Annotated in this window: 28 protein-coding genes and 2 pseudogenes; 24 read left to right on the top strand and 6 right to left on the bottom strand. The window is 72.7% G+C overall.

The window, feature by feature from the left end; all coding sequences use genetic code 11:
- Positions 1 to 102 precede the first annotated feature (102 nt).
- The 3 genes from ABIH81_RS21045 to ABIH81_RS21035 form a co-directional block, all read right to left on the bottom strand.
- On the bottom strand, positions 103 to 1,101 hold the full coding sequence (locus ABIH81_RS21045) for a glycoside hydrolase family 11 protein (RefSeq protein WP_349876610.1): 999 nt from the start codon (positions 1,099 to 1,101) through the stop codon (positions 103 to 105).
- 483 nt (positions 1,102 to 1,584) lie between these two features.
- Entirely contained in the window at positions 1,585 to 2,064 is a 480-nt protein-coding gene (locus ABIH81_RS21040; protein ID WP_349876608.1) for a hypothetical protein, read from the bottom strand.
- A 44-nt stretch (positions 2,065 to 2,108) separates the two neighbouring features.
- Positions 2,109 to 2,234: a hypothetical protein gene (locus ABIH81_RS21035; protein ID WP_349876607.1), complete on the bottom strand. Its 126-nt coding sequence runs from the start codon at positions 2,232 to 2,234 to the stop codon at positions 2,109 to 2,111.
- Positions 2,235 to 2,341: 107 nt separating this feature from the next.
- Here ABIH81_RS21035 and ABIH81_RS21030 point away from each other — a divergent pair, with 107 nt between their 5' ends.
- Complete coding sequence (locus ABIH81_RS21030) at positions 2,342 to 3,022, top strand: 4'-phosphopantetheinyl transferase superfamily protein (protein WP_349876606.1); 681 nt, start codon at positions 2,342 to 2,344, stop codon at positions 3,020 to 3,022.
- Between the two features lie 236 nt (positions 3,023 to 3,258).
- Here the strand turns inward: ABIH81_RS21030 and ABIH81_RS21025 are convergent, their stop codons facing one another.
- On the bottom strand, positions 3,259 to 4,230 hold the full coding sequence (locus ABIH81_RS21025) for a PaaX family transcriptional regulator C-terminal domain-containing protein (RefSeq protein ID WP_349876605.1): 972 nt from the start codon (positions 4,228 to 4,230) through the stop codon (positions 3,259 to 3,261).
- Positions 4,231 to 4,467: 237 nt separating this feature from the next.
- On the opposite strand from ABIH81_RS21025, the gene ABIH81_RS21020 reads away from it, so the two are divergent.
- The 23 genes and pseudogenes from ABIH81_RS21020 (at position 4,468) to ABIH81_RS20910 (ending at position 26,027) form a co-directional block, all read left to right on the top strand.
- Positions 4,468 to 5,847 carry a PHB depolymerase family esterase gene (locus ABIH81_RS21020; protein ID WP_349876604.1) on the top strand — a complete coding sequence of 460 codons (1,380 nt, stop codon included), beginning with the start codon at positions 4,468 to 4,470 and terminating at the stop codon, positions 5,845 to 5,847.
- Between the two features lie 145 nt (positions 5,848 to 5,992).
- Positions 5,993 to 6,373 (top strand): metalloregulator ArsR/SmtB family transcription factor, encoded by a 381-nt coding sequence (locus tag ABIH81_RS21015; protein ID WP_349876603.1) that lies wholly within the window; start codon positions 5,993 to 5,995, stop codon positions 6,371 to 6,373.
- Positions 6,327 to 6,794, top strand: coding sequence for an SRPBCC domain-containing protein (locus ABIH81_RS21010; RefSeq protein ID WP_349876602.1), 468 nt, complete (start codon positions 6,327 to 6,329; stop codon positions 6,792 to 6,794). Before ABIH81_RS21015 ends, ABIH81_RS21010 begins: the two co-directional genes overlap by 47 nt.
- Positions 6,787 to 7,212: a DUF6069 family protein gene (locus ABIH81_RS21005; protein WP_349876601.1), complete on the top strand. Its 426-nt coding sequence runs from the start codon at positions 6,787 to 6,789 to the stop codon at positions 7,210 to 7,212. Before ABIH81_RS21010 ends, ABIH81_RS21005 begins: the two co-directional genes overlap by 8 nt.
- An 18-nt stretch (positions 7,213 to 7,230) precedes the next feature.
- Positions 7,231 to 7,338, top strand: a pseudogene (locus ABIH81_RS21000) (ATP-binding cassette domain-containing protein); the annotation flags it as partial.
- Between the two features lie 665 nt (positions 7,339 to 8,003).
- Complete coding sequence (locus ABIH81_RS20995) at positions 8,004 to 10,031, top strand: FAD-dependent oxidoreductase (RefSeq protein WP_349876600.1); 2,028 nt, start codon at positions 8,004 to 8,006, stop codon at positions 10,029 to 10,031.
- A 64-nt stretch (positions 10,032 to 10,095) separates the two neighbouring features.
- Positions 10,096 to 11,172, top strand: a complete 1,077-nt coding sequence (locus ABIH81_RS20990) for a class I SAM-dependent methyltransferase (RefSeq protein ID WP_349876599.1) — start codon at positions 10,096 to 10,098, stop codon at positions 11,170 to 11,172.
- The gene (locus ABIH81_RS20985; protein WP_013286888.1) at positions 11,172 to 11,483 is read left to right on the top strand and encodes a hypothetical protein; all 312 of its coding nucleotides are present in this window, start codon (positions 11,172 to 11,174) and stop codon (positions 11,481 to 11,483) included. The genes ABIH81_RS20990 and ABIH81_RS20985 overlap by 1 nt, the downstream gene beginning before the upstream one ends.
- Entirely contained in the window at positions 11,483 to 11,869 is a 387-nt protein-coding gene (locus ABIH81_RS20980; protein WP_349876598.1) for a hypothetical protein, read from the top strand. Before ABIH81_RS20985 ends, ABIH81_RS20980 begins: the two co-directional genes overlap by 1 nt.
- 99 nt (positions 11,870 to 11,968) lie before the next feature.
- On the top strand, positions 11,969 to 13,078 hold the full coding sequence (locus ABIH81_RS20975; protein WP_349876597.1) for an ABC transporter substrate-binding protein: 1,110 nt from the start codon (positions 11,969 to 11,971) through the stop codon (positions 13,076 to 13,078).
- 25 nt (positions 13,079 to 13,103) lie between these two features.
- Entirely contained in the window at positions 13,104 to 13,934 is an 831-nt protein-coding gene (locus ABIH81_RS20970; RefSeq protein ID WP_349876596.1) for an ABC transporter ATP-binding protein, read from the top strand.
- Positions 13,935 to 13,946: 12 nt separating this feature from the next.
- Positions 13,947 to 14,798, top strand: coding sequence for an ABC transporter permease (locus ABIH81_RS20965; protein WP_349876595.1), 852 nt, complete (start codon positions 13,947 to 13,949; stop codon positions 14,796 to 14,798).
- Positions 14,799 to 14,898: 100 nt separating this feature from the next.
- A complete protein-coding gene (locus ABIH81_RS20960; RefSeq protein ID WP_349876594.1) occupies positions 14,899 to 15,645 on the top strand; it encodes an SDR family NAD(P)-dependent oxidoreductase in 747 nt (248 codons plus the stop codon).
- Positions 15,646 to 15,680: 35 nt separating this feature from the next.
- Positions 15,681 to 17,045 carry a M20/M25/M40 family metallo-hydrolase gene (locus ABIH81_RS20955; RefSeq protein ID WP_349876593.1) on the top strand — a complete coding sequence of 455 codons (1,365 nt, stop codon included), beginning with the start codon at positions 15,681 to 15,683 and terminating at the stop codon, positions 17,043 to 17,045.
- Positions 17,042 to 17,869 carry an alpha/beta fold hydrolase gene (locus ABIH81_RS20950; RefSeq protein WP_349876592.1) on the top strand — a complete coding sequence of 276 codons (828 nt, stop codon included), beginning with the start codon at positions 17,042 to 17,044 and terminating at the stop codon, positions 17,867 to 17,869. Before ABIH81_RS20955 ends, ABIH81_RS20950 begins: the two co-directional genes overlap by 4 nt.
- Complete coding sequence (locus tag ABIH81_RS20945; protein ID WP_349876591.1) at positions 17,866 to 18,330, top strand: Ohr family peroxiredoxin; 465 nt, start codon at positions 17,866 to 17,868, stop codon at positions 18,328 to 18,330. The genes ABIH81_RS20950 and ABIH81_RS20945 overlap by 4 nt, the downstream gene beginning before the upstream one ends.
- Entirely contained in the window at positions 18,317 to 19,306 is a 990-nt protein-coding gene (locus ABIH81_RS20940; protein ID WP_349876590.1) for an EamA family transporter, read from the top strand. Before ABIH81_RS20945 ends, ABIH81_RS20940 begins: the two co-directional genes overlap by 14 nt.
- 45 nt (positions 19,307 to 19,351) lie before the next feature.
- Complete coding sequence (locus ABIH81_RS20935) at positions 19,352 to 20,209, top strand: IclR family transcriptional regulator (RefSeq protein WP_349876589.1); 858 nt, start codon at positions 19,352 to 19,354, stop codon at positions 20,207 to 20,209.
- A complete protein-coding gene (locus ABIH81_RS20930) occupies positions 20,202 to 21,401 on the top strand; it encodes a CoA transferase (protein ID WP_349876588.1) in 1,200 nt (399 codons plus the stop codon). Before ABIH81_RS20935 ends, ABIH81_RS20930 begins: the two co-directional genes overlap by 8 nt.
- A gap of 31 nt (positions 21,402 to 21,432) precedes the next feature.
- Positions 21,433 to 22,272, top strand: a complete 840-nt coding sequence (locus tag ABIH81_RS20925; protein ID WP_349876587.1) for a cyclase family protein — start codon at positions 21,433 to 21,435, stop codon at positions 22,270 to 22,272.
- Entirely contained in the window at positions 22,265 to 23,671 is a 1,407-nt protein-coding gene (locus ABIH81_RS20920; RefSeq protein WP_349876586.1) for an MmgE/PrpD family protein, read from the top strand. Before ABIH81_RS20925 ends, ABIH81_RS20920 begins: the two co-directional genes overlap by 8 nt.
- Before the next feature lie 22 nt (positions 23,672 to 23,693).
- Positions 23,694 to 25,157 carry a dihydroorotase family protein gene (locus ABIH81_RS20915; protein WP_349876585.1) on the top strand — a complete coding sequence of 488 codons (1,464 nt, stop codon included), beginning with the start codon at positions 23,694 to 23,696 and terminating at the stop codon, positions 25,155 to 25,157.
- A 12-nt stretch (positions 25,158 to 25,169) separates the two neighbouring features.
- Positions 25,170 to 26,027 (top strand): CoA ester lyase, encoded by an 858-nt coding sequence (locus ABIH81_RS20910; protein ID WP_349876584.1) that lies wholly within the window; start codon positions 25,170 to 25,172, stop codon positions 26,025 to 26,027.
- 54 nt (positions 26,028 to 26,081) lie between these two features.
- Here the strand turns inward: ABIH81_RS20910 and ABIH81_RS20905 are convergent, their stop codons facing one another.
- Both ABIH81_RS20905 and ABIH81_RS20900 read right to left on the bottom strand, forming a co-directional pair.
- Positions 26,082 to 26,306, bottom strand: coding sequence for a hypothetical protein (locus ABIH81_RS20905; RefSeq protein ID WP_349881279.1), 225 nt, complete (start codon positions 26,304 to 26,306; stop codon positions 26,082 to 26,084).
- Positions 26,307 to 26,445: 139 nt separating this feature from the next.
- A pseudogene (locus tag ABIH81_RS20900) lies at positions 26,446 to 26,790 on the bottom strand (ROK family protein); the annotation flags it as partial.
- Positions 26,791 to 26,811: the final 21 nt, after the last annotated feature.

The following is a 26,811-nucleotide window of genomic DNA, read 5'->3' as shown; positions in this document are numbered from 1 at the left end:
TTTTTGCCCGGGTGTGTCGGCAGTCACACCACCGCGGTCCGGGCACGCGAAAACGGGGGTGCCGCGCGCCTGACGCGCGGCACCCCCTCCCCGGAAAAGGGTTCAGGCGGCGGAACAACTCGCCGTCGGTGTGTTGCTGTTGCCGTTCTTGTAGAGCGTGATGCCGAAGTTGTTGCCGTTGCCGTTCGGGCGCGCGGTGAGCGTGCCGCTGGTGCCGCTGACGGACGCGTTCCAGCTGTTCTGGAGGCTCTGCCCGCCCTGGGTCTGGATGCTGACCACCCAGTTGCTGGTGCCGCTGACCGAGAAGGTCACGTTGAACCGGTCGCCCCACTCCTCGGCCCGGCTGACGCTGACCGTGCAGCCGCCGTTGTTCGGCGGCGGGGTGGTCGGGTTGCCGCCACTGGTCCCGCCGACCGTGATGTTGGAGTTGCCGCTGCTCTGGAAGCCCTCGGTGGCCATGATCTGGTAGTCGTGCGTACCGAGGTTCATGCCGTAGCGCGACCAGGCGTCGAAGTGGTTGCCGGAGGTGATGGTGCCACCCACGCGCTTCGACTGCCGGACGCTCCAGTACTGGTAGAACGTCCGGGTGCCCTCGATCGAGGGAGCGTTGACCCGCTGGGTCCGGTAGACGTCGTACGTGCCGCCGTCGGAGGACACCGAGCCCATGTAGCCGCTGCCCGGCGGGCGCCAGCTGCCCCAGCTGTCCACGATGTAGTACTCGACCAGCGGGTTGCGCGTCCAGCCGTAGAGCGTCAGGTACGCGTTGCCGGACGGGTTGAAGCTGCCGGAGTAGCTGACCGTGCGGCGCGAGCCCGGGTTCCAGCCCTTGCCGGCCACGAAGTTGTTGATGTTGCTCCACTGGGTGCTGTACTGACCGCCGTTGCCCATGGTCATCGAGACGTTGCCACTGTCTTTCCAGAAGGAATAGAAGTAGCCGTTGTGCGTGCCGGTCGAGTTCGACGTGACGGTCTGCGCGTACGCCGGACTCGACACGACAGCCGTCGTCCCGGCGGCGATCAGCGCCACGGCGCAGGCGCCGCCGAGGACCATCTTGAGGCGTCCGCGCCTGCGGATGCCCGTACGGACGGGGGCGTCTTTCATGGACGGGTTTCCTCCCTGTGACGGCTGGCGGGCGGCCAGCCGGGTGGCGCGAGCAGCGGTGCTCGCCCGCCCGCGGACGGCGGGACCGGGGCGACAACCGCGCCACGGTGGTGGTCGGACATCGACGTCAATCGAGATGCGCCGATGGCCACAGTATTGGAGGCCCGGTTCATCCTGTCAACAAGTTCCGGAAATGTTGTGGTAACCGCGCACCGAGCCCTGAACGGGCGTTCCAGCTGCCGGAAAGGGCGTCCGATCAGCACGGACGGGCCGGCGACAGCGGCTCTGCCACTGCGTGAAGCGATGGATTACCGAAACTTTTCGGGCTTGTTCCGGACCAACATCCTCGCCGTGTCCGGGATGCCGCCACGCGTTCGTCCGCGTCGACGCCGACGGTGGGCAGCGGCGTACGCGTCGTCCTGCGGGCCTGCCGCCAGGAGCGGTGGGAGTGGATCGAGAGCCAGGTTCGCCGCCCGGACCGGGTCAGGGAGTCGTGCCCATGGCCACCCCGAACGCCCCGCAGCAGACCACGCCGAGGACGGCCAGCAGGACCAGCATGACGCTGTAGTTGGACCACAGGCCGAACCGGGTGACGTCGGTGCCGTACCCGTCGTGGACCCGGTTACGCCACCCGCCGAAGCGGAACGCGAGGTGGTGCACGGCCCCCGGCTGCACCGCGAGCGTCGTGGTGACGAGCGGGACGCCCATGAAGTCGGTGTAGCGGACGTCGCGTGAGCCGGCCGGCACCGCGACGTGCCATGTCCCCTCGCCGGGGATCGCGACCACCTGGCGGTCGATCTTGAAGCGGCTGGTCACCGGCACGGGGACCAGGTACGGCCCGCGGTTCACCGAGACGACGAGCACTCCGCAGCCGGGCGGCGGGGCGATCGGATGCGGGTAGGCGATCAGCGGGCTGACGCCGCCCGGCATCGGCGGGTACGGCTGCGAGGGGAGGTAGGACACGGCTGGATTCTGGCACGACCAGACCAACCGTCGATCTCCCCCGGTCAGCCCGCCGCCGCGAGCACGGTGCAGTCGCGTACGTCCGGGCAGTGCCTGAGGATGCGCTCCTCGGACAGCGCGGTGTAACCGGAGATCTCCCGTTCGGGCGCCGACGGGGTGCCCTCGGCCACATCCGGACCCGGCTGGGCGGGTCCAGCCCGGCGTTGGGCTCGTCCGGGACAGTGGTGGCACCTGTCGGCGCGTGTCAAAGTGACGGCGCACGGCTACGCTGCCGTCCATGCGGGACGCCGTCCGGGTCTGGATCGTCGCGGCGGCGGCGCCTGCGGACGAGCTGGCCCGGTATCGGGCGGTGCTCGACGCGGACGAGCGGGACCGGGCCGCGCGGTTCGGCACCGGGGCGCTGCGGGACCGGTTCACGGTGGCGCACGGCGCGCTGCGCGTCCTGGCCGAGCGAGCCACCGGCGCGCCACCGGCGGCCCTGACCTGGCGCCGTGGCCGGTACGGCAAACCGGCGCTGACCGGCCCGTGGAGCGGCCTGCACACGAGCCTGTCGTACTCCGGCGGTCTCGTGGCGGTCGCGCTCAGCGAGGGCCGTCCGGTCGGGGTGGACATCCAGCACGTCGCGCCGGGCGGGGATCCGGTGTCCGCGTCCGCGCGCTTCTTCCACCCGTCGGAGGCGCGGCATGTCGCCGCCGGGCCGGACCAGGCCGGGTGGGCGCTGCGGTTCACCCGGCTGTGGGCCCGCAAGGAGGCGGCCGTCAAGGCGGCCGGCGGCCGGCTGTGGCCCAACCTCGGCGTGCCGGTGCACCGGGGTGACCTGGTCGAGTGCACCGAGCCGGCCGGTCCGCACCGGCTCACCGACCTGCCCACGCCCGCCGGGTACGCGCTGGCGGTCGCGCTCGCCGGTGACCGGCCGTACGCCGTCGAGTGCCGCACCGGCCTCGATCCCGATCGGTGACGATCGCCGTACCCGTCGACACTCGACGATGTCCCCTGCTCTGATGACCCCATGCCGACGCGCATGATCGACTCGTGGGACGCCCGGTGCTGGAGCACGACGCGCCGGCCGGACGCGCCGGTCACCGAGCAGCTCGTCGAGGGAGATGGTGACGCGCGTGGCCGCTCCTCGCGGGATACCGGTTGCCGCGACCCTAGACTCACCGCCGCCGATGTGTCCACGTGCGACGGTCGCGGTCACCCCTCGGGCGCGCCGCAGCCGTCCTCGCGTACACCGGCGAGCATGTCGGTGGTGGTGTGTGCCCGGATGCCGGGCGGCACCGGGTCGGCGAACCGCGCGACGACCGCCCGGACGTGGCTCTCGGCGGCCTCGGCCAGGCCGTCGTAGACGGCCGCGAACAGATCCCGGGCCGCCCGGCGCGGCCATCCGGCGGGCAGCAGTTCCAGTGGCAGCCGCGGGTCGAGCGTGGGAAACCGCCGGTACGTGTCCATCACCTCGGTCCGCGCCCGTACGGCGGCGGCGCCGCCGACGGATCCGAGCCGCGACACCAGCGGCGTCCACCGGCGCAGGAACGCCTCGTAGTGCCCGCTGATCGCGTCGACGTCCCAGGCGTCCACCGGAGCGCGCTGGCCGATCGCGTCCAGCGCGTCCTGCCGTCCCCGGAACACAGTGACCGCGCCGAGGGCGAGCTGCGCGAGCCGGGCGCGCGCGGGCCCGGCCAGCTCGTACGGCGAGATCCACAGCCCGTCGTAGAGCGGCGCGAAGCCGAGCCAGCGCAACTGGCCGCGCAGCGCCCGGCGCTGCGTCCCGTGGTCCTGCGGCAGCGAGAAGGCGACGATCGTCCAGCATCCGTCCCACGCCTGCGTCTCGGCGGTGGAGGCGATGATCCAGTTCCCGCCGGCGGACAGGTCGGCGGCGGCGGCGCGGCTGAGCCGGTAGAAGCTGTTGCGGCCCTGCCGGGCGCCCTCCAGCACGCCGCGGCGGGCCAGCCGGCTGATCGCGGTACGGGCGCCGGCGCTGGTCACACCGGCCTCGCCGAGCAGCGCGACGATCGCCGCGGACGGCAGCGCGGCGCGGGTGCGCAGCGTGTAGTCGGTCAGGAGCGTCACCGCGACGCTCTGCGGCGAGGTGCCGGCCTGCCGCCGGGGCAGCCGCGGCGCCGGCCCCTCGTCCGGGTAGATCTCCTCGATGTCGAACGGGCTTGCCACACGCGCTCCGGGCTCGGCTCAGGGACGGTGCACCGACTGTAGACGAACGCCGCCGCAGCTCATTGGAGCGCGTCGATTGACACTTCGCCGTCCGGCCGGAACACTATGTGCCACACGAGGGAGCCGGGCCGGGCGAGCCACGTCAGTGGGTGAGGCGCGACACCGCGGCGGCCCGGGTCGCCGGCGCGGGGCGCATCCGCCCGATCCCGCCCGCACAGGGCGATCGAAGGAGTCTCCGTGAGAATCAGAGCCAAGATGGTGGTGGCCCTGGCCGCGTCGCTGGCGGCGGCCGGCCTGGTGATCCCCGCCGTCCAACCCGCGTACGCGGCGTCGCTGACCGAGGTGACCAGCTTCGGCGACAACCCCGGCCGGATGCGCATGCACGTCTACGTGCCGGACGCCCGCCCGGCCCGGCCGGCCACCGTGGTGGCCATGCACGGCTGCGGCGGTTCCGGCCCCGGCTTCTACTCCGGCAGCGAGTTCGCCGGGCTGGCCGACCGGTACGGGTTCATCGTGATCTATCCCAGCGCGACCCAGCAGGCCGGCTTCGGCAACTGCTTCGACACCTGGTCCGACGCGGCCAAGCGGCGCGGCGGCGGCAGCGACCCGGTGTCGCTCGTCTCGATGGTCCGCTATGTCCAGCAGCAGTACGGCGCCGACCCGGACCGGGTCTACGCCACCGGCAGCTCGTCCGGCGGCATGATGACCAACCACATGCTGGCGCTCTACCCGGACGTCTTCAAGGCCGGCGCGGCGTTCATGGGCGTGCCGTTCAACTGCTTCGCCGGCGCCGCCGACTATCCCCCCGGGTCCAGCCAGTGCACCGGCGGGAACATGAACCGCACCCCGCAGCAGTGGGGTGACGCGGTCCGCCAGGCGTACCCCGGCTACACCGGGCCCCGTCCCCGGGTGCAGTTGTGGCACGGCACCAACGACACGCTGGTGCCGTACTCGCTGCTGCAGGAGACGATCGAGCAGTGGACGAACGTGTTCGGCCTCAGCCAGAACCCCACGTCCACCGACACGCCGCAGTCCGGCTGGAACCGGAGGCGCTACGCCGACGGCACCGGCACCGTCCAGGTCGAGGCGTACAGCATCCAGGGCGCCGGGCACAGCCTGCCGTCGGGCGGCATGGCCGCGGCGGCGGTGGCGTTCTTCGGCCTGACCACCTCGCCCAGCCCGACCGTCTCGCCGAGCCCGACCGTCTCGCCGAGTCCGACCGTCTCGCCGAGCCCGACCGTCTCGCCGAGCCCGACCGTCTCGCCGACGCCGGGTCCGACCACACCGCCGCCCGGCACCGGCGCCTGCTCGGTGCGCATCGAGCTGAACGCCTGGAACAACGGGCTGACCGAGAACATCACCATCAGCAACACCGGCACCGCCGCGGTGAACGGCTGGTCGCTGGTGTTCACGCTGCCCGGCGGCCAGACCATCACCTCGGGCTGGAACGCGTCCTACTCCCCCGCCTCGGGTCAGGTGACCGCGCGCAACCTCGCGTACAACGCGGTCATCCCGGCCCGCGGCTCGACCACCATCGGCTTCCAGGCCACGCACACCGGCAACACCGCCCGGCCCGGCTCGTTCAGCCTCAACGGCTCACCCTGCACGATCGCCTGACCGGCACCCCGCACTCCGGCGTTTCTTCCCACGGCGCCGGGGACGGCCCCGCGACCCGAGAGGTCGCGGGGCCGTTTCACGCGTACGCCACGCCTGCCACGGCATAACGTTGAACCGAACGGTTCAGTGTCGTACGGTGAACCTCGTGGTTCAGCAAGAGACGCTCGACAGGGTGTTCGCCAGCCTGGCCGACCCCACCCGACGCGACATCCTGATCCGGCTCGGCGCGGGCCCGGCCACCATCAGCGAGCTGACCGAGCCCACCGGGATGAGCCTCACCGGCATGCGCAAGCACGTGCGCGCGCTGGAGGACGCGGGCCTCGTGGTGACGCGCAAGGTCGGCCGGTCCCGGCAGTGCCGGCTCAGCGAGGCTCCGCTGGACTCGGCGATGGCCTGGATCTCCTTCTACCGACGGCTCTGGGCACGTCGCCTCGACGGCCTCGACGCCTATCTCACACTCACCACGGAGGACCGCGACCATGACGCTCCACATGCGGGTGACACGACACCTTCCGGGCACCCCTGACGAGGCGTTCGACGCCTACACCGACGCCGGCAAACAGAAGATCTGGTTCGGCATCCTCGACGAGCAGCCCGGCGTCGTGGAGATCGACGTCGACCTGCGGGTCGGCGGGAGGCAGACCGCGGTCTGGGGCCCCTCCCCCGACATGCTGTTCCGTGAGACGCAGACGTTCCTGGAGATCGACCGCCCGCACCGGCTGGTCACCGAGTCGGCGGGCACCGGCCCGGACGGCACGACCATGACCACCCGCATCGAGGTCACCTTCGAGGCGCGCGACGGCGGCACGCTGATGACAGTGGTGCAGAGCGGCTTCCCGACCCCGCAGCTGCGCGACTTCTTCGTCGGCGAGGTCTGGACCGGGGCGTTCGCCCGCATCGAGGCGTACCTGATCCGAGAGCACGCAGCGGAGACCTCCCGTGGCTGACCTGTCCCGCACCGCCGTCGTCGCGCTCGCCACCGCCGTCGCGGTGGTCGTCAACCTGATCGTGTACGCCATCGGCCGGGCGGCCGGCGGCAGCTTCCTGTTCACCGCCGACGGCCGGCAGGTCGAGGTCGACGCGGTGACCGTCGCGGGCTTCAGCGCGCTGCCGCTGGCGCTCGGGCTCACCGCCGTCGCCCTGCTGGCGTCCCGGTTCGCCTGGGTGGTCCGGGCGGCGCTGATCGTCGGTCCGGCGCTCGCGGTGCTCACGATCGCCACCATGACGCTGCCCGCCGACCTGGACACCACCAGCACCATCACGCTGGCGGTGTGCCACCTCACGCTCGCCCCGATCATCGTCGTCGCGGTGACCGCTCTCAGCCGGCGCGCGCGCCGCGCCACCGCGGGCCCGGTCGCCGCCTGACGCCGGTCGCGCCCGCCCCGCCGGCCGCACCAGCTCTCCGGCGGCGAGCGCCAGCGCGTCGGCACCGCCCGGGCGCTGATGACCGAGCCCTCGGTGCTGCTCGTGGACGAGGCCAACCTGCAACTGGTTGCCCGGGGCGACCACGCGCTGGCCCGGGCGCTGGCGTCGGCGGGTAACAGCGAGACGCCGGCGACCTCCAGCCGGCTGCCACACGACAGCCTTGAGGCGCCGTTGCGCGCCGCGCTCACCGAGCACGGGGCGAGCGACCCGGACCGGATGGCGGAGCTCGTCCAGTCGGTCGCGTACGCCCTGAGCCGCATGATCGAGAACGGTCTCGGCCTTCCGGTCGCCACCGGCCTCGCCCGCGAGCTGCTCACCCCGTACCTCCGCCCGGACGCGGCCTGACCCCCACCACCGCCACGGGGTCGCGGCCCTGACCGCCGCCCCGGCGCCGGAGCGGCTCCCGGACGGCGACCGTCCCTCCGAACCGGACGGTGCCGGCCCGGCCGTCCGGATGATCGAAGCCCGCCGCCGACCGGTCGCCGGTCGGCGGCACTGCCGTTCCCGCCGGAGGCCCGAACGATCGAGCGACGCATCGACAAACCTTGCCGGCTTGCGTTCCGCCTAGTGGAACAGCAGCTCAGAGGCAATACGCCGGTCTAAGTTACCGATCAGTAGCCCGTTGACGGAGACCGGCGTCACCCCTACCGTTCCACTCAATCGAACGGCGTACGGTTCACCCGAACGCCCTCGGCCCCGCCGAGTGCGGCCCGAAACAGGAAGCCCGAGGCATGCCTGACGACAAGCTTCTCGCTCTTCTCTCCCCCACCCGGCTCGGTCGTCTCACAGTGCGGAACCGGGTCTTCGTCCCCGGCCACACCACCAACTTCGGACTGAACAATGTGCCCACCCGCCGCCACGTCGCCTACCACGCGGAGCGGGCGCGCGGCGGCGCCGGCCTGATCATCACCGAGGCGATCCGCGTGCACCCCACGAGCGCGGGCCGCAGCATCAGCCTCGGCAGCTTCGACGACTCGTCGATCCCGGCGTACGCGGCGGTGACCGAGGCCGTGCACGAGCACGGGGCACGCATGTTCGCCCAGATCATGCACGCCGGACGGCAGGCGAACGGCGACGCGACCCGTACCGCCGCCTGGTCCTCGTCGCCGGTGCCGTGGGCGGCCGGTTCGCACGTGCCGCACGCGATGGGACGCCGGGACATCGCCGTCGTCGTCGCCGCGTTCGCCGCCGCCGCGCGGCGGATGCGCGCGGCCGGCTTCGACGGCCTGGAGGTGCACGCGGGCCACGGCCACCTGCTCCAGCAGTTCCTCTCGCCGCACACGAACACCCGCGACGACGCGTACGGCGGCAGCCTCGACAACCGGATGCGCCTGACCCGCGAGGTGCTGACCGCGGTGCTCGCCGCCGCACCCGACCTGCCCGTCGGACTGCGGGTCAGCGCCGACGAGTTCCTGCCCGGCGGCCTCGACCCGGCCGCGGTGCTGGAGATCGTCGGAAAGCTGCGCGCCGAGTTCCCCCTCGCCTACGTGCACGTCAGCCACTCCGCCTACCACGGCAGCTGGTCACTCGCGACGCAGATGGCGGACATGAGCTTCGGCCACGCCCCGTTCCGGCACCACGCGGCGCTGTTCAAGCAGGAGTTCCCGGACCTGCCGGTGCTCGCGGTGTGCCGGCTGGACAGCCTGCCGGAGGCCGCCGAACTCGTTGCCGCAGGCGAGGCCGACCTGGTCGGACTGGCCCGCCCGCACATCGCCGACCCGCACCTGGTCCGCAAGGCCGAGCAGGGCCGCCAGCACGAGGTACGCGACTGCCTGGCCTGCAACCAGGGCTGCATCGGCCGGCTGGAGACCAGCCTGCCGATCTCCTGCGTGGTGAACCCGGAGGTCGGCGCCGAGCGGGAGTGGGCCGACGCCTGGCCGGAGCTGCCCGGACCGTCCGGCGCGCGGGACGTCCTGGTCGTCGGCGGCGGTCCGGCCGGCCTGGAGGCGGCGCTCTCCGCGCACCGGGCCGGGCACCGGGTGACAGTTGTCGAGGCACGCGACCGGCTCGGCGGGCAGGTCGAGGTGGCCGCGCGCGTACCCGGCCGGGAGCGGCTCGGTCTGCTCACCCGCGACCTGGCCCGCGACGTGGCTGCCGCCGGCATCCCGGTCCGTCTCGGCCACCGCGCCGGCGTCGAGGACGTGCTGTCCGGCGGCTACCAGGACGTCGTCCTCGCCACCGGCTCCCGGCCCGCCCGCCGCGACCTGCCCGGCGGCCCGCCGGTGGTCGACATCTGGCAGGCCGTCGACCACCTGGCCGACCCCGGCTACCGGCCGGACGGCGCCGTCGTCGTGCTCGACGACGAGGGCACCTGGTCGGCGGCGTCGGTGGCGGAGGCGTTCGCCCGGCGGGGCGCCCGCGTCCACCTCGTCTCCCCCACCGCCACGGTGAGCGCCAAGATCACCACGTACTCCCGGCTGGCGCTGCTCAAGCGCTTCGCGGACCTGGGGATCGCGGTCCACCCGATGCGGACCGCCCGTGCGGCGGGCGCCGGCGCGGTGGCGCTCGGCGGCCCGCTCGCCGGCGGCGAGACGATCGTCGAAGGCGTCACCACAGTCGTCGACGGCGGCTCGGCGCAGGCCGCGGACGAGTTGTACCGGCAGCTCGACGCGCTGCCCGACGGCCCCCGCATCCACGTCGTCGGCGACGCGAACGCGCCCCGCACCGCCTTCGAGGCCGTCTACGAGGGACGCATGGCCGGCGCTTTCCTCGGCGCCTTCGACACCGCGTCCGCCGAACGCGTGCGGTACGCCCACTGACCCGTCCACCCCGGTCGCGGCGCACCGCGGGCCGGACCTCCCCCACCTGCAGAGGAGACAAGGCATGTTCGATGTCGAGGAACGCCTCACCCTGGATGAGCGTTCCGCGGTGGACTTCGTACTCGGCCTGCGCAAGCGCTGGGCGGACACCGTCTACCCGGCGCTGCGCGAGGAGTACGGCGCCACCGGGGCGTCGGCCACCACCGTCGCAGACGCCGGTCAGGTGCTGCGCGGTCTCCCGCTCTACCCGTGGTTCAGCCACCTGGAGCGGGTGCAGCAGAAGATGCTGTGGAAGGTCGCCGGCGACGCGGTGCTCAGCCGCCGCGAGGAGCTGACCGACCAGCTCACCTCGCTGCCCGAGCAGCCGAAGGGCTCGCTGGAGCTGAACCCCGACCTGGACCTGCCCGACTGGTACACCGACTACGACATCCACATCCAGCCCGGCAGCTTCTTCTCCGACGACATGTCGGCCTACGTGTACGAGTTCGGGGCGCGCATCGTCATGCTGCGCGACAACGACGGCTACAAGTTCCACACGCTGTTCGCCACGACCGCGCTGCCCGAGCTGCCCGCGGCGACCCGGATCGTCGACATCGGGTGCGGCTTCGGCAAGAGCACCCGCCCGCTGCCCGCCAGGTACCCGACCGCCCAGGTGATCGGCGTGGACCTGGCCGCCCCCGGTCTGCGCCTGGCCCACGCCGAGGCCGAGGCGACCGGAGTCGCGATCGACTACCGGCAGGCCGACGGCCGGGCCACCGGCATCGAGCCGGACAGCTGCGACGTGGTCACCGGCACGATGGTGCTGCACGAGATGCCGGCCGCCGCGATTCGGGAGACGATCCTGGAGGCCGCACGCCTGCTCAAGCCCGGCGGCTCGCTGCGCTTCCTGGAGTTCATGCTCACCGGCGACCCGCTGCGCGACGCCACCGTCTACGAGCACGCCGAGCGCAACAACGAGCCGTTCTTCCACGACCTGTTCGGCTCGGACCTGGTCGAGGTCTGCACCGAGGCCGGTCTGACCGACGTGTCGTGGACCCCGTTCGACGAGCGCCGCAACGGCGTCCAGCCGCAGGGCTGGGGCGACCGTCCCGAGTGGCACTTCCCCTGGGCCGTACTGGCCGCGACCAAGCCGGAGGCGTGATGAGCACCGAGTTCGACTACTTCGGAGACCCCAAGGTCGGCAAGCTGCTCGACCTGGTGCTGCAGCTCTCCACCGAGCTGCACGTGACCCGCCAGCGGGTACGCGTCGTCGAGGCGCTGCTGACCCGCTCCGGCGCGCTCACCGCGGGCGCCGTCGACGGGTTCGTCTCCACCGAGGAGGAGCAGAAGGTCCTCGACCGGGAGCGGGACGAGCTGCTGGCCCGCCTCATGCGCATCCTCACCGAGCACGGCCCCGCGGAGCACCCGCTGCGGGACCAGTGGGAGGCGGCGCTGAGCGAGAAGACCGGCTGATGAGCACACCGGACGCGCCCGCCCTGATCGACAGGTACCTGCAACTGTGCGAGGACCGCGAGCTCGACGAAGCGGGGCGTTTTCTCGCGGCGCGGGCGCGGTTGGTCTTCCCGGGTGGCCGGGTGTACTCGTCGCTGCGGGAGATGGCGGCCGCGTCGACCGGAACCTACCGGTGGGTGCGCAAACACCGGGACCGCTACCTGGTGGGTGACGCCGACGGGCGGGTCACCGTGACCTCGCTCGGGCGGCTGTACGGGGAATGGCTCGACGGCACTCCGTTCGAGGACATCCGCTACGCGGACGTGTTCGTGCTCGACGGCGGACTGATCGTCGAGCAGCACGTCTACAACGATCTGGCCCTGGTCGCGTCGCTACGCGACGCCTGACCGACAAACGGTCGCGCAGCAGCGCGACAGCTGATTCCCCATCTCCGCCGCTCCGGCGGCGGAGATGATCTCCCCCGACTCATGACGAGGTGTGTGCATATGAAACGAAAGTGGGCTCTGCTCCCGGCGGCGGTGGCCGCCGCGCTGGTCCTGTCCGCGTGCGGTGGCGGCTCCGACGACGGCGCCGGCGGCGAGGGCAAGGAGGCGAAGCTGACCATGGCCATCGCCTCCGCCGTGATCGGCCCGAAGGAGGAGGTGGCCGTCTACGCGGTCGCCAAGGAACTCGGCTACTTCGCCGAGGAGAAGCTGACCGTCGAGACGATCAACGCCGACGGCTCGGTCGCCGCCCTCCAGGCGGTCGCGTCCGGCAGCGGCGACATCACCCCCGCCGACGCCGGCTCGGCGCTCGGCGCCGCGGAGAAGAACGTGCCGATCAAGGCGATCGGCGGCCTGGTGCAGAACTGGCCGTGGGTGATGGCTGTGAAGCCGGACTCCCCGATCACCGGCGGCGCGGACCTGCGCGGCAAGAAGATCGGCGTGATCAGCCTGGCCTCCGGCTCGGCCCCGTACGCCCGCGCCTACGTCAAGGCCGCCGGCCTGGACCCGGCCAAGGATGTCGAGCTGCTGCCGGTGGGCGTCGGCGCGCAGGCCGCCGCCGCGCTCAACGACGGCAAGGTCGACATGCTGGCGCTCTACACCCAGGCGTACGCGGTCATCGAGAACGCCGGCACCGAGCTGAAGTACCTGCCCAACCCGGACGTGTTCAGCGGCATCCGGTCGCTGACCTTCAGCGTCGGCGCCCGGGACTTCGACGCCAAGAAGGACTCGTACGAGCGGTTCCTGCGCGCGGCGTACAAGGCGATGCTCTTCTCGGCGAAGAATCCCGAGGCCGCCATGAAGATCGGCTACAAGGTCTTCCCGCAGATCCTCGCCGGCAAGTCGGCCGACGAGCGCCTCAAGGCGGACACGGAGAGCCTGACCGCCTGGCTGAAGACGGCCACCCCGGCCAGCGGCGACCCGGAGCAGTTCGGCGACTGGGGCGCGATCAGCGACGAGGAGTGGGCGAAGACCCAGGCGTACACCAAGGAGGCCGGGCAGATCACCGGCGAGGTCGACCTCAAGAAGCTGTGGGACCCGAGCCTGCTCTCCGGCGCGAACAACTTCGACAAGGCCGCGGTGCTGAGCAAGGCCGCGAACTACACCGCCTAGGCAGCGGACAGCGGAAGGGATTTCGATGGCCATCAAGGCGACGGCCCGCCGGGCGCAGACGCAGGCTCCGGCATCGGTGTCGGAAGACTCCTGGATCGAGATCGACGGGCTGGACAAGGAGTACCGGCCCCGGAAGTCGGCACCGACCCAGGCGCTGAGCGACATCAACCTGACGGTACGTCGCGGCGAGTTCATCTCGGTCGTGGGACCGTCCGGGTGCGGCAAGACCACTTTGCTGAAGATCCTCGCCGGGCTCAGCCCGAAGTCCGGCGGCGCGGTACGGATCGCCGGGCGGGACGTGACGAAGCCCCTTCCCGAGGTCGGGATGGTGTTCCAGGCACCGACGCTGCTGCCGTGGCGCACCATCTTCGACAACGTGATGGTGCCGGCGGAGATCCAGAAGCTGGATCCCCGCCGGCACCGGGAACGCGCGCAGCAGTTGCTCGAGATGGTCGGTCTCAACGGCTTCGAGCAGAAGTACCCGCACGAGCTCAGCGGCGGCATGCAGCAGCGGGCCGGCATCTGCCGGGCACTCGTGCACGACCCGGCGGTACTGCTGATGGACGAGCCGTTCGGCGCGCTCGACGCGATGACCCGCGAGTACATGAACGTGGAGCTGCTGCGCATCTGGCAGGAGAGCAACCAGACGATCGTGCTGGTCACGCACTCCATCCCGGAGGCGGTCTTCCTCTCCGACCGGGTGGTCGTGCTCAGCCCCCGGCCGGGCCGTATCGCGGAGGTCATGGACATCGACCTGGAGCGGCCGCGTGACCTCGGCGTCATGTCGTCCGACCGGGCCGGGGTCTACGTGGAGCGGATCCGCCGACACTTCAACGCCGCCGGCGTTATCGACTGACGAGGGACAGCCATGGCAACAAGCAACCTGGTCCGCGAGCCGGCCCAGCCACCGGCGCCGTCCGCCCGGCCCGCCCGGCGCAAGTTCGACCTCCGCGAGAAGCCCCAGCTCTGGCTGGTCCCGGCGGTCTTCGTCGTGGTCGTGCTGGCCTGGGAGTACGGCGTCCAGCTCATCGGCGTCGACGAGTACGTCCTGCCGCTGCCGTCGAGCGTGGTCGAGTCGCTGTGGCAGCAGCTCGGCGACGACCAGTTCTGGGGTCACTTCTGGGTGACCACCCAGGAGGCGCTGCTCGGGTTCGTGATCGGTGTCGGGGCCGCGCTGCTGCTCGGCACGTTCATCTCCCAGATCAAGATCGTCGAAGCCACCCTGATGCCGTACATCGTGGCCTTCCAGACCGTCCCGAAGGTCGCCCTGGCCCCGCTGTTCGTGGTCTGGTTCGGCTTCGGCCTGACCAGCAAGGTGGTCATGGCCGCGGTGATCTCGTTCTTCCCGATGCTCGTCAACGTCATCGAGGGCCTGCGGGCGGCCGACGCCGACAAGATCCAGATGCTGACCGTGTTCGGCGCGAGCAAGACCCAGATCTTCCGGATGGTCCGGCTGCCCAGCGCGCTGCCGTTCATCTTCGCCGGCCTGGACATCGGCATCGTCTTCGCCATCCTCGGCGCGGTCGTCGGCGAGTTCATCGGCGCCAAGGAGGGCCTGGGCTACCTGCTGCTGCAGACGAACTACAACTTCGACATCGCCGGCATGTTCGCCGTCCTGGTGGTCCTGTCGGTGATGGGCCTGGTGGCGCACTTCGTGATCCGGCTGCTGCGGAAGCGCCTGGCCTTCTGGGCCGAGGACACGAAGGTGATCGGCGCGTGACGACAGCTGACGGGACCGTCGTCACGCGTGTGGAGCACCGGCCGGGCGTGGTTCACGCCCGCCCGGCCGGTGGCCGAACGGGAAAGGCAGGACACGAGACATGAACACCGATCCGAACCGGTTCGACGGGCGGGTGGCACTGGTCACCGGCGCCGCCCGCGGCATCGGCGCCCGCATCGCCGCCACCCTGGCGCAGCGCGGTGCGACCGTGGCGCAGGCCGACCTGCTCGACGACTGGGCGGAGGCCGAGCTGACCGGCGGCGCGCACACCCGGCACCGGGTGGACGTCCGGTCGGCCGCCTCCTGCGCCGGCCTGGTGGCCGAGGTCCTGGACTCCCACGGCCGCCTCGACCTGCTGGTCAACAACGCCGGGATCGTCCGGCGCGGACCGGCTGCGACGATGTCCGAGGAGGACTTCAGCGCAGTCCTGGACGTCAACCTGACCGGCACGTTCCGGATGTGCCAGGCCGCGTACCCGGCGCTGCGGCAGGCCGGCGGCGCGGTGGTGAACATCGGCTCCACGAACGGGCACATCGCGGTGCTGAACACGCTCGGGTACTGCGTCAGCAAGGCCGGCGTGATGCACATGGCGCGCGTGCTGGCCCTGGAGTGGGCGCCGGACCGGATCCGGGTCAACGCTGTCGGACCCACGATCGTGCCCACCGACATGACCGCCGACGTACGCGGCGACGACGCGTACCTGGCCGACAAGATGGCCTCGATCCCGCTGGGCCGGATGGCGCTGCCGCAGGACGTCGCGAATGCGGTCGCCTACCTGCTCAGTGACGCCGCCGCCATGACCACCGGGCAGACGATCTTCGTCGACGGCGGCGTCACCATCCACTGACTCTCCCCTCTCCGACCCCTTCTGTGAGGACCACCATGCCCAAACCGCATACCGCGGCCGCTCTGGCGGCCGTCGACAAGCACTTCGACGAGTTCGTCGAGGAGCTCCAGCAGCTGTGCCGCATCCGCAGCCGCCGCCAGGAGCCGGAGCAGATGGAGGCCACCGCCGAGTTCATCGCCGGGTCGGTCCGCCGCTGGGGCGGCGAAGCCGAGATCATCCCGTGGGAGCAGTCGTACCCGTACGTGCTGGCCGAGGTGCCGGGCGAGGGTGACAAGGCGCTGCTGCACTTCACCCACTACGACGTGGAGGTCGAGCCGGCCGGTGACGACGCCGACTGGATCAGCCCGCCGTACGCGGCGGAGATCCACGACGGCCGGCTGTACGCCCGGGGCGTGGCCGACGACAAGGGCGTCGTCATGTCCCGCATCCACGCGGCGGCGGCCTGGAAGCTGGCCGGGCTGACCCCGCCGGTGACCAACCGGATCATCTTCGAGGGCAAGAAGTGGCTGCACAGCCCGGGTCTCGGCTCGTTCGTGCAGGCGCACGCCGACCGGCTCGCCGGCGACGCCGCGCTGTGGGAGAACTCCTGGCTCGACGGCGAGGACCGGCTGCTGCTCAAGCTCGCCGAGAAGGGCGTGCTCTACCTGCGGCTCACCGCGCAGACCCTGCCGCGCGACCTGACCAGCCAGAACACCGCGCTGCTGCCGGCTGCCACGGCCCGGCTGGCCGCCGCCCTGGCGCAGTTGCAGCGGCCCGACGGCACCGTGACGATCCCCGGTTTCGCCGACGACGCCCGGCCGCCGACCGACGAGGAGCGGGCGCTGCTGGAGCAGGTGGCGTTCGACGGGGGCTTCCTGCGCAAGCGGGCCCAGGTCGACCGGTTCACCGGTGACCTGGACGACCAGGGCGCCGCGGTCGCCATCCGCACCGTGCCGACGCTCACCGTCGCCGGTTTCGCCGGCGGCGACATGCGCGACGACGTGACGCTCGGCATCCCGTCGACCGCCTCGGCGAAGCTGGAGATCCGGCTGGTGCCGGGCCAGGATCCGGACCGGGTGCTCGGCTGCATCCGCGACCACCTGGCCGCGACCGGCTTCGGTGACCTGCGCATCGAGGTGATGGCGACCAGCCGGCCCAACCTCACCGACCACCGCGACCCGTTCGTCGCGCTGGTCGCCGACGCGGCCCGCCGGGTGTACGGGACCGAGCCGGTGATCGAGCCGTACACACAGTGGATCGGCAACCAGGGCGTGATCGCCGACCGGCCGATCGTCGGCGTCGGCGTGTCCCGCGCCGACTCCGGTGTGGACGGCCCGAACGAGAACATCCGGCTGGACGACTACAAGGCCGGCATCAAGCACGTCATCGAGGTCATGGCGGCGCTGGCGGTGGCCGGGTGACCCGGGCCCGCGGCGTGGCCCGCCGCGCCTACGTCGACGTGCCGTGGGGTCAGGTGCACTACCGGCACGGCGGCGACGCCGACGCCCCGGTGCTGCTGATCCTGCACCAGTCCCCGCTCTCCTCGGCCACCTACGACGCGGTGATCGAGCCGCTGGCCCGCCGCGGCCTGCGGGTGATCGCCCCGGACACGCCGGGCTTCGGGATGTCCGACGCGCCGCCGCGCCCGTGGTCCATCCCGGAGTACGCGGCCGGGGTGTGGCAGTTCGCCGACGCCCTCGGACTGTCCCGGGTGCACCTGCTCGGGCAGCACACCGGCGCGATCGTCGGCGCGGAGGCGCTGATGTCGGCGCCGCAGCGGGTGCACCGGCTGATCCTCCAGGGCATCCCGCTCTACGACGAGCAGGAGCGGGCGGAGAAGAAGCGGTCGTACGCGCCCGGCTACGTGCCCGCCCGCGACGGCGGGCACCTGACGGTGATCTGGGACCGGGTGTACGGCCTGTACCCGCGCCTGACCCCGGAGGAGGCGGACCGCCAGGTCACCGAGTACCTGCTTACCGGCCCGGACTACGCCACCGCGTACCGGGCTGTGTTCGACCACCACGTCGACACCGCCGCCCTGGACGCGCTGCCCATCGTACTGCTGCACGGCGCCGACGACCTGCTGGACCGGATGACGCCGCAGGTGCGGGCCGCGCTGCCCGGCGCCGAGCTGGTCACCATCCCCGGTGGCACCGACTTCGTGGCCGACGAGCAGCCGGAGGCGTTCGCCGACGCGGTCGTCGCGCAGGTGCACGCCGACCTCGGACGGGAGGTGCCGGCATGAGCGCCGGCACCCCGGTCACCGAGGCGAAGGTCGTACCGGCGAACACGCTCTACACGGCCACAGTCGAGGTCTCCGGCGGCCGGGGCGGCAGCGCCCGGTCGCTGACCGGGTCGCTGCGGGTCGACCTGACCCGTCCCGCCCAGCGTGGTCCGGACGCGCCCGGCACCGACCCGGAGGAGCTGTTCGCGGCCGGCTACGCGGCCTGCTTCGACAGCGCGCTCACGGTGGCCGCCCGGCAGGCCGGCATCCGGCCCGGTCCGACCACGGTCACCGCCTCGGTCTCCCTCGGGCAGACCGAGGACGGCCGGTACGCGATCGCCGTGGTGCTGGACGTGTCCGCGCCGCAGTGCCCGCAAGCTGAGCTGGAACGCGCGGTGGAGCTGGCCGACCGGATGTGTCCCTACTCGAACGCCCTGCGGGGCAACACCGCGGTGGCGATCCGGATCGATGGCCACCGCTGACCTGACCCGGCCCGCAGCGGTCCGCCACCCGGCGGATCCGCAGCGGCCCGCCGGCCCGATGGCCCTGGCCGTCGGGCTCGGCGCGGTCTACCTGATCTGGGGCTCGACCTACCTGGGCAACCGGGTGGCCCTGGACAGCATCCCGCCGCTGGTCGCCACCTCGGCCCGGTTCCTGGCCGCCGCGCTGCTGCTGTTCGCGGTGGCGGCGCTGCGCCGGGGACCGGCCGGGCTGCTGCTGCCCCGGCGGCAGTGGGGCGGGGTGGGCGCCAGCGGGCTGCTGATGGTCGGTGCCGGCAGCGCGCTGCTCGCCCTGGGCCAGCAGTACGTGCCGACCGCGCTGACGTCGCTGCTGGTGGCCGGCATGCCGCTGTGGGTGCTGGTGCTGCGGCTGGGCACCGGCGCGCGGCCGTCGCCGCTGGCGGTGGTGGGCGTGCTCGGCGGGGTGGCAGGGCTGGCGCTGCTGTTCTCGGTGCCGACGCAGGGGTGGCACCTCGGCGGGATGCTGCTGGTGGTGGTCTCCACGATGGTGTGGGCGCTGGGCTCGACGCTGTCGCAGCGGCTGCACATGCCGGCCGACCACCTGGTCGGCACCGGCTGGCAGATGCTCGTCGGCGGCGTCGCGGTGGCGGTGGCGAGCGTGGTCAGCGGTGAGCTGGGGCGGTTCCGCCCGGCCGAGGTGACGGGCCGGTCCTGGCTGGCGTGGACCTACCTGATGCTGGTGTGCACAGTGGTCGGCTTCAGCGTCTACACGTGGCTGCTGCGCAATGCGCCGATCCAGCTCGCGTCCACCTACGCGTACGTCAACCCGGTGGTGGCGGTCCTGCTCGGCATGATGGTGCTGGACGAATCGTTGTCCGGACGACAGGTGCTCGCCGGTGCCGTGGTGCTCGCCTCGGTGGCGCTCGTCATCGCGCGGGAGCGACCCCGGCAGGCCGGCGGCCTCCCGCCCGGGAAGACCCCCGTCGCGCCCGCCTGACACCCGGCGACCCCGCCCACGTACGTCGACACTGGAGGAACAGAGATGATCACGACAACGGTCGTCGAGAGCAGCGCCGGCCGGACCCGCTCCGGTCTGGGACGCGCCCTCGACATCGTCAACATCATCGCCGAACGGGCACCGGACACCCTCGGCGTGTCGACGATCGCGCGGGAACTGGGCCTGCCGAAGGCGGTCGCGCACCGGATCCTCAAGGAGCTGGTGGCCGACAACTTCCTCACCTTCAACGAGGAGACCAAGCGGTACCGGCTCGGCACCGGCGCGCTGGCGGTGGGCCTGGCCGCGCTGCGCGCCCTGGACGTGCCGGACATCGCGCGCCGGTACCTGGTCCGGCTGGTGCGCGACAGCGGCGAGACCGCCACGCTGTCGGTGCGGCAGGGCTGGTCGCGCGTCTACATCGACCAGGTGCTCTCGCCGCACGAGGTCCGGATGTCGGTGTCCCTGGGCACCAGCCACGCGCTGCACTCCGGGTCGTCGTCGAAGGCGATCCTGGCGGCGCTGCCGGACGCCGAGGTCGACGACTACCTCGGCCACCACCCGCTGGACGCGGTCACGCCGGCCACCATCACCTCCACCGCCAAGCTGCGGGCCGAGCTGGCCCGGGTCCGGCGCCAGGGGTACGCGGTGAGCATGGGCGAACGGCAGAACGGCGCCGGGAGCGTGGCCGCGCCGGTGCGCTACGCGACCGGGCAGGTGTTCGGCTCGATCTCGCTGTGCGGGCCGCAGAACCGGTTCACCCCGGAGGTGTGCGCCGCGCACGGTGCGCTGGTCGCCGCGGCGGCGGCGGAGATCTCCGCCGAACTGGGTTTCCGGCCGCCGGCGCAGCGTGTCGCCGGCCGGACGGGTCAGGAACAGAAGTGGGGAGGTGGAACAGGTGAGTGACGGACCGCTGACGGGCCTGCGGGTGCTGGACGTCTCGACGATCCTCGCCGGGCCGCTGTGCTGTCAGATCCTCGGCGACTACGGCGCCGACGTGATCAAGATCGAGCACCCGGCCATGGGTGACAGCATGCGCGGCCACGGCAAGGCCAAGGACGGCCATCCCCTGTGGTGGAAGGAGATCTCCCGCAACAAGCGGCTGGTCGGGCTGAACCTGTCCGCGCCGGAGGGCGCGGCGCTGCTGCTGCGGCTGGCCGAGCGCGCCGACGTGCTGGTGGAGAACTTCCGGCCGGGCACGCTGGAGCGCTGGGGCGTCGGCCCGGAGGAGCTGCACCGGGTCAACCCCGGTCTGGTGATCGCCCGGATCACCGGCTTCGGGCAGACCGGCCCGTACGCCTCCCGGGCCGGGTTCGGCACGCTGGCCGAGGCGATGAGCGGGTTCGCCCACCTGACCGGTACGGCCGACGGCCCGCCCACGCTGCCCGCGTTCGGGCTGGCCGACAGCATCTGCGGCATCGCCACCTCGTCGGCGGTGATGATGGCGCTGTGGCACCGGGAGCGCTCCGGCGGCCGGGGCCAGGTCGTCGACATGAGCCTGCTGGAGCCGATCATGACCGCTGTCGGTCCCGGCCCCACCGTCTACGACCAGCTCGGCGTGGTGGAGCAGCGGCAGGGCAACCGCTCGACCAACAACGCGCCGCGCAACACGTACCGGACCAAGGACGGCTCGTGGGTGGCGATCTCCACCAGCGCCCAGGCCATCGCCGAGCGGGTGCTGCGGCTGGTGGGCCACCCCGAGGTGATCGACGAGCCGTGGTTCCGTACCGGCGTCGGGCGGGTGGCGCACGCGGACCTGCTCGACGAGTACGTGGGCTCGTGGATCGCCGAGCGGACCCGCGACGAGGTGGCGGCGGCGTTCGCCGAGGCCGGCGCCGCCGTCGCCCCGGTCTACAGCGCCAAGGACATCGTCGAGGACCCGCACGTCCGGGCCACCGAGATGATCACCACGGTCGACGATCCGGACCTGGGCCCGATGCGGATGCACAACGTCATGTGGCGGATGTCGGAGACGCCGGGCCGGATCCGGTTCACCGGTCGCTCCCCCGGCGCCGACACCGACGCCCTGCTCGTCGAGGAGCTCGGCTGCGACCCGGCCGAGATCGCCGACCTGAAAGCCCGTGGCGTCGTCGCCTGACGACGCCGACAGCCGAAACGCGAGGAACCCCGTGGGCACCACTGCCAGAACCGCCGACCGCCTGCTCGACGCCGTGCAGGCCGGCGTCACGATCTACGACCTGGGCCGGCGGCTGACCGCCGGCATGCCGCAGTCACCGAACCACCCGGCGTTCGGGCTCACCCTGCCGCGCCGCCACGGCGACATGGTGCGGGCCGACGGCGGCTCCGCCGCCAACGACCTGCTGGTGATGGGCACGCACGTCGGCACGCACGTCGACGCGCTCGCGCACGTCTCCCAGGACGGCCGGCTGCACGGCGGCGCCGACGCCGCCGCGGCGCAGGTCGGCGGCCGGTTCGACGAGCTGGGCGTGCACACGGTCGCGCCGATGGTGCGCCGCGGCGTGCTGCTGGACGTACCCGCCGCGCTGGCCGTCCAGAGCTGCGAGCCCGGCTACGAGATCACCCCCGCCGACCTGGACGCCGCGGTGTCCCGGCAGGGCACGCCGGTGGGCCCGGGCGACGTCGTGCTCATCCGCAGCGGGTGGGGCCGGCTGTTCGACCACGAGGACCGCAGCGTGTACGTCGGCAAGGACTCCGGCGTTCCCGGCGTCGGCGCGGACGGCGCGACGTGGCTGGCGCAGCGTCAGGTGCACGCCGCCGGCGCGGACACCATCGCGTTCGAGTGCCTGCCGCCGGGCAAGGGCCACAGCTCGCTGCCGGCGCACCGGATCCTCCTCGTCGAGCACGGCGTCTACCTGATCGAGACGATGGCGCTGGAGGAGCTGGCCCGCGACGAGGTGCACGAGTTCACCTTCGTCATGGCGCCGCTGCCGCTGTACGGCGCCACCGGCTCCCCGGTGCGCCCGCTGGCGGTGATCAGCCGTGGCTGAGCCGACCCTGGGCCGCCACCTGGCCGCCTTCGCCGCCGACACCGCCGCCGAGACGCTGCCCGACGAGGTGGTCGCGAGCGTCCGGGCCCGCGTCCTGGACGTGCTCGGGCTATGCGTGGCGGCCCGGCCGCTGCCGACCAGCCAGGCGGCCCTGGACTACGTCGCTGAGCAGGGCGGCCGGGGCCAGGCCACCGCTGTCGGACTGGACGAGAAGGTCCCGGCGGCGCTGGCCGCGTTCGCCAACGGCGTGCTGGCGCACTCGCTCGACTACGACGACACGCACCTGCCGTCGGTGCTGCACCCCAGCGCGTCGGTGGTGCCGGCCGCGCTCGCCGCCGCCGAGGCCTCCGGGGCGTCCGGGCGGGAGACCGTCGCGGCCATCGCTGTCGGCCTGGAGGTGTGCGTCCGGCTCGGCATGGCCGGTTACGACCCGGCGGCCGGCAACTCCGTCTTCTTCGAGCACGGGCAGCACGCCACCTCGATCTGCGGCACGCTCGGCGGCGCGGTCGCGGCGGCCCGGCTGCTGAAGCTGGACTCCGACGGCGCGCTCGACGCGCTCGGGGTGTCCGCCTCGATGGCGGCCGGGCTGATCGAGTCCAACCGCAACGGCGGCACCGTCAAGCGGATCCACTGCGGCTGGGCGGCGCACGCGGCGGTCAGCGCCGCGCAGCTGGCCCGGCACGGCGTGACCGGGCCGCCGACCGTGCTGGAGGGACGCTTCGGCTTCTTCCAGGCGTTCCTGCGCGGTGAGTTCGACGGCGACGAGATCGTCCGCGGGCTCGGCACCGATTGGGCGGTACCGGGCATCTTCTTCAAGCCGTACCCGGCGAACCACTTCACCCACGCCGCCATCGACGCGGCGATCGCGCTGCGCGAGCGCGGGTTGCCGCTGGACGAGATCGAGTCGATCACGCTCGGCGTGCCGACGCCGACGGTGCGCACCATCGGCCAGCCCATCGAGCGCAAGCGCGCACCGCAGACCGGCTACGAGGCGCAGTTCAGCGGCCCGTACGCGGTCGTCGCCGGCCTGGTCGGCGGCGGCGGTCTCGGCGTGGACCTCGCCGACTTCACCGACGCCCTGGCACACGACCCGCAGCGGCGGGCGCTGATGGCGCGGGTCGACGTGGTGGGCGACGAGCGGTGCGACGCGATCTTCCCGCACCAGTTCCCGGCCGTGCTGCGGGTGGTCACCCGCGACGGACGGGAGTGGGTGCAGGAGGTGCTCGCCAACCGGGGCGGTCCGCAGCGTCCGCTCAGCGACGCCGAACTGGCGGTCAAGTTCCGCACCAACGCCGCCGCCCTGCCGGAGGCGACCGCCGACCGCATCACCGAGGAGGTCCACCGGCTGGACCGGGCCCCCGACGTCCACGGCCTGATGGGCCTGATCAACCGCCGCTGAACCGAGCACGAGGAGCAACACCATGAGCACCTACGACCTGCTGCTGACGAACGTCCGCGCGGTCCGGCACGACCGGCCCGAGACCGAGCTGATGGACATCGCCGTCACCGAGGGGCGGATCAGTCGCGTCGCCCCGCAGATCGACCGGGCGGAGGCCGCCCAGGTCGTCGACGGCGGCGGCCGGCTCGCCTTCCCCGGTGTGGTCGACGCGCACCAGCACTGGGGCATCTACAACCCGCTGAGCGAGGACGCCGTCTCGGAGAGCCGCGCCTCGGTGCAGGGCGGCGTCACCACGGCGCTGAACTACATGCGCACCGGGCAGTACTACCTCAACCGGGGCGGCCGGTACGCCGACTTCTTCCCCGAGGTGCTGGCCGCCACGGAGGGCCTCTCCTACATCGACTACGGCTTCCACCTGGCGCCGATGTCGCGGGAGCACATCGGCGAGGTGCCGTCGCTGGTGGAGGAGCACGGTGTCACCTCGTTCAAGATCTTCATGTTCTACGGCAGCCACGGCCTGCACGGCCGTTCCGCCGACCAGAACTCGTTCCTGATGATCCCGGAGGGCGAGCGGTACGACTACGCCCACTTCGAGTTCGTGATGCGGGGCGTCCAGGCGGCCCGGGAGCGCTTCCCCGAGCTGGCCGACGAGATCTCGCTGTCGCTGCACTGCGAGACCGCCGAGATCATGAGCGCGTACACCAAGCAGGTCGAGCAGGACGGCACGCTGCGCGGGCTGGAGGCGTACCACGCGTCGCGGCCGCCGCACTCCGAGGGACTGGCCGTGTCGATCGCGTCGTACCTGGCGCACGAGACCGGGCTGCCGAAGATCAACCTGCTGCACCTGTCGTCGGAGAAGGCTGTCGACGCGGCGCTGCGGATGGCGCGGGCGTTCCCGCACATCGACTTCCGCCGCGAGGTGACCATCGGTCACCTGGTGGCCGACATCGACACCGCGCACGGCCTGGGCGGCAAGGTCAACCCGCCGCTGCGCCCGCGCGCGGACGTCGAGGCGCTCTGGGGGTACGTCCTGGACGGCAAGATCGACTGGGTGGTCAGCGACCACGCCTGCTGCCGGGACGAGGTCAAGTTCGGTGAGCCGCGCGACGACATCTTCGTCGCCAAGTCCGGGTTCGGCGGCGCCGAGTACCTGCTGCCCGGCCTGGTCACCGAGGGCAACCGGCGCGGCCTGTCGTACCAGCGGGTGGCGGAGCTGACCTCGTGGAACCCGGCCCAGCGCTTCGGCCTGCGCAACAAGGGCGCGCTGGTGCAGGGGTACGACGCCGACATCTGCCTGGTCGACCCGCACTCGACCTGGACGGTGCGCGCCGAGGACTCCGAGTCGACGCAGGAGTACACGCCGTTCGAGGGCTTCGAGCTGACCGCCCGGGTCACCGACACCTTCGTCCGGGGACAGCACGTGCTCGTCGACGGCAAGGTCGCCGGCGAGCCGGCCGGCCGCTACCTCGCCCGCCCGCAGCGGTAGGGGGAGCGACTGATGGCGGTGGCGCGCAGTTACCTGTACCTGCCGGGCGACCGGGCGGACCTGCTGGACAAGGCGGCCGGGCGGGGCGCGGACGCGCTCGTGCTCGACCTGGAGGACGCGGTCACGCCGGCTCGCAAGGCGCAGGCCCGGGAGACGGTCGGCGGGTTCCTGGGCGCCGCCGCGTCGTCCGGCCCCGAGCTCTGGGTGCGGATCAACAGCGACCGGGTCGAGGCGGACGTCGAGGTGCTCTCCCCCGCCGCGGCCGGGGTGTGGGTGCCGAAGGCCGAGCCGGAACTGCTCGCCGAGGTCGACGCCGCGCTGACCCGGGTGCAGCGGCGGCTCGGCCCGGACGCCCCGGCGTTCCGGGTGGTGGCGCTGATCGAGACCGCCCGGGGCGTGCTCACCGCGCCGCGGGTGGCCGCCGCGCCGCGGGTGCTGCGGCTCGGCCTCGGTGAGGCGGACCTCGCCGGTGAGCTGGGGTTGCAGCCCGGACCGGACCGGGCGGAGTTCGCCCCGATCCGCGCCCAGGTCGTCCTCGCGTCGGCAGCCGCCGGCATCGCCCCCGCGGTGGGGCCGGTGGAGACGACGCTGCGCGACCCGGAGCGGCTGGAGCGGACCACCCGGGCGCTGCTGCGACAGGGCTTCCGGGCCCGAAGCGCCGTCCACCCGGGGCAGATCGCGACGATCAACGAGGTGTTCACCCCCACCGAGGCCGAGGTGGCCTCGGCCCGGGCCGTGCTGGAGGCGCTGGAGCGCGCCGAACGCGGCGGCTCCGGGGTGGCCACCGACGCCGACGGCCGGCTGCTGGACCGGGCCGTGGTGCGTGCCGCCACCGAGGTGGTACGCCGCGCCGAGGCGTCCGCCGGCTGACCCCGCGGGCGGACCGGCCGCCGGGCGGGGCACCCCGCCCGGCGGCCGGTCCGCTCAGACCACGGCGGGCTGGGCCTCGGTGGCCATGACGAGCGCGCCGAGCAGCGCGGCGTCCTGCGCGAAGTCCGACAGCACGATCTCCGGCGGGTACGGCAGCGTGCGGGTGAGCCGTTCGGTCAGCAGCTCCCGCACCAGGTCGTTGCCGGCGACGCTGCCGACCAGCACGATCCGCTGCGCCAGCTCGTCCAGCGCCCGGCCGGAGAACGTCGCCTCCAGCATCGGTTCCAGGCGGGGCGGCCAGCTCAGGTCGGTCAGTCCGTAGGCGATCTCGCCGGCCGCGCCGTGGCGGCCGCGGCAGCACCTCGCCGTTGACGGTGACCGCCGCGGCCGCCCCGGTGCCCAGCCCGACGACGAGTCCCGGTTCGGCGTCGCGCAGCGCCCCGAGCCGCAGCTCGGCGTAGGCGGCGGCCTTCAGGTCGTTCGTCACCCGCACGTGCGCGAGGTTCAGGTGGGCGCGGACCGACTCGGCCAGCCGCAGCTGTTCCCAGCCGGGCACGTTCGGCGCCAGTTCGATGCCGTCGTCGTGGACGACGCCGGGCGAGGCGATGCCGGCCGCGACGATCCTGCCGCCGGTCTGCTCGGCGAGTTCGCACGCCCGGTCCAGCGCCCGGGTGGGGGCCTGCTGCGCGCCCTGCTCGGCGATCGTGGGCAGGCGTTCGGAGGCGAGCAGCCGGCCGTCGGTGTCGCCCACGCCGATCGCCATCTTGGTGCCGCCGAAGTCGAT

The organism is Micromonospora sp. HUAS YX12 (assembly GCF_040215685.1).
GTDB lineage: Bacteria > Actinomycetota > Actinomycetes > Mycobacteriales > Micromonosporaceae > Micromonospora > Micromonospora tulbaghiae.
This window is presented reverse-complemented; position numbering and strand designations above follow the sequence as displayed.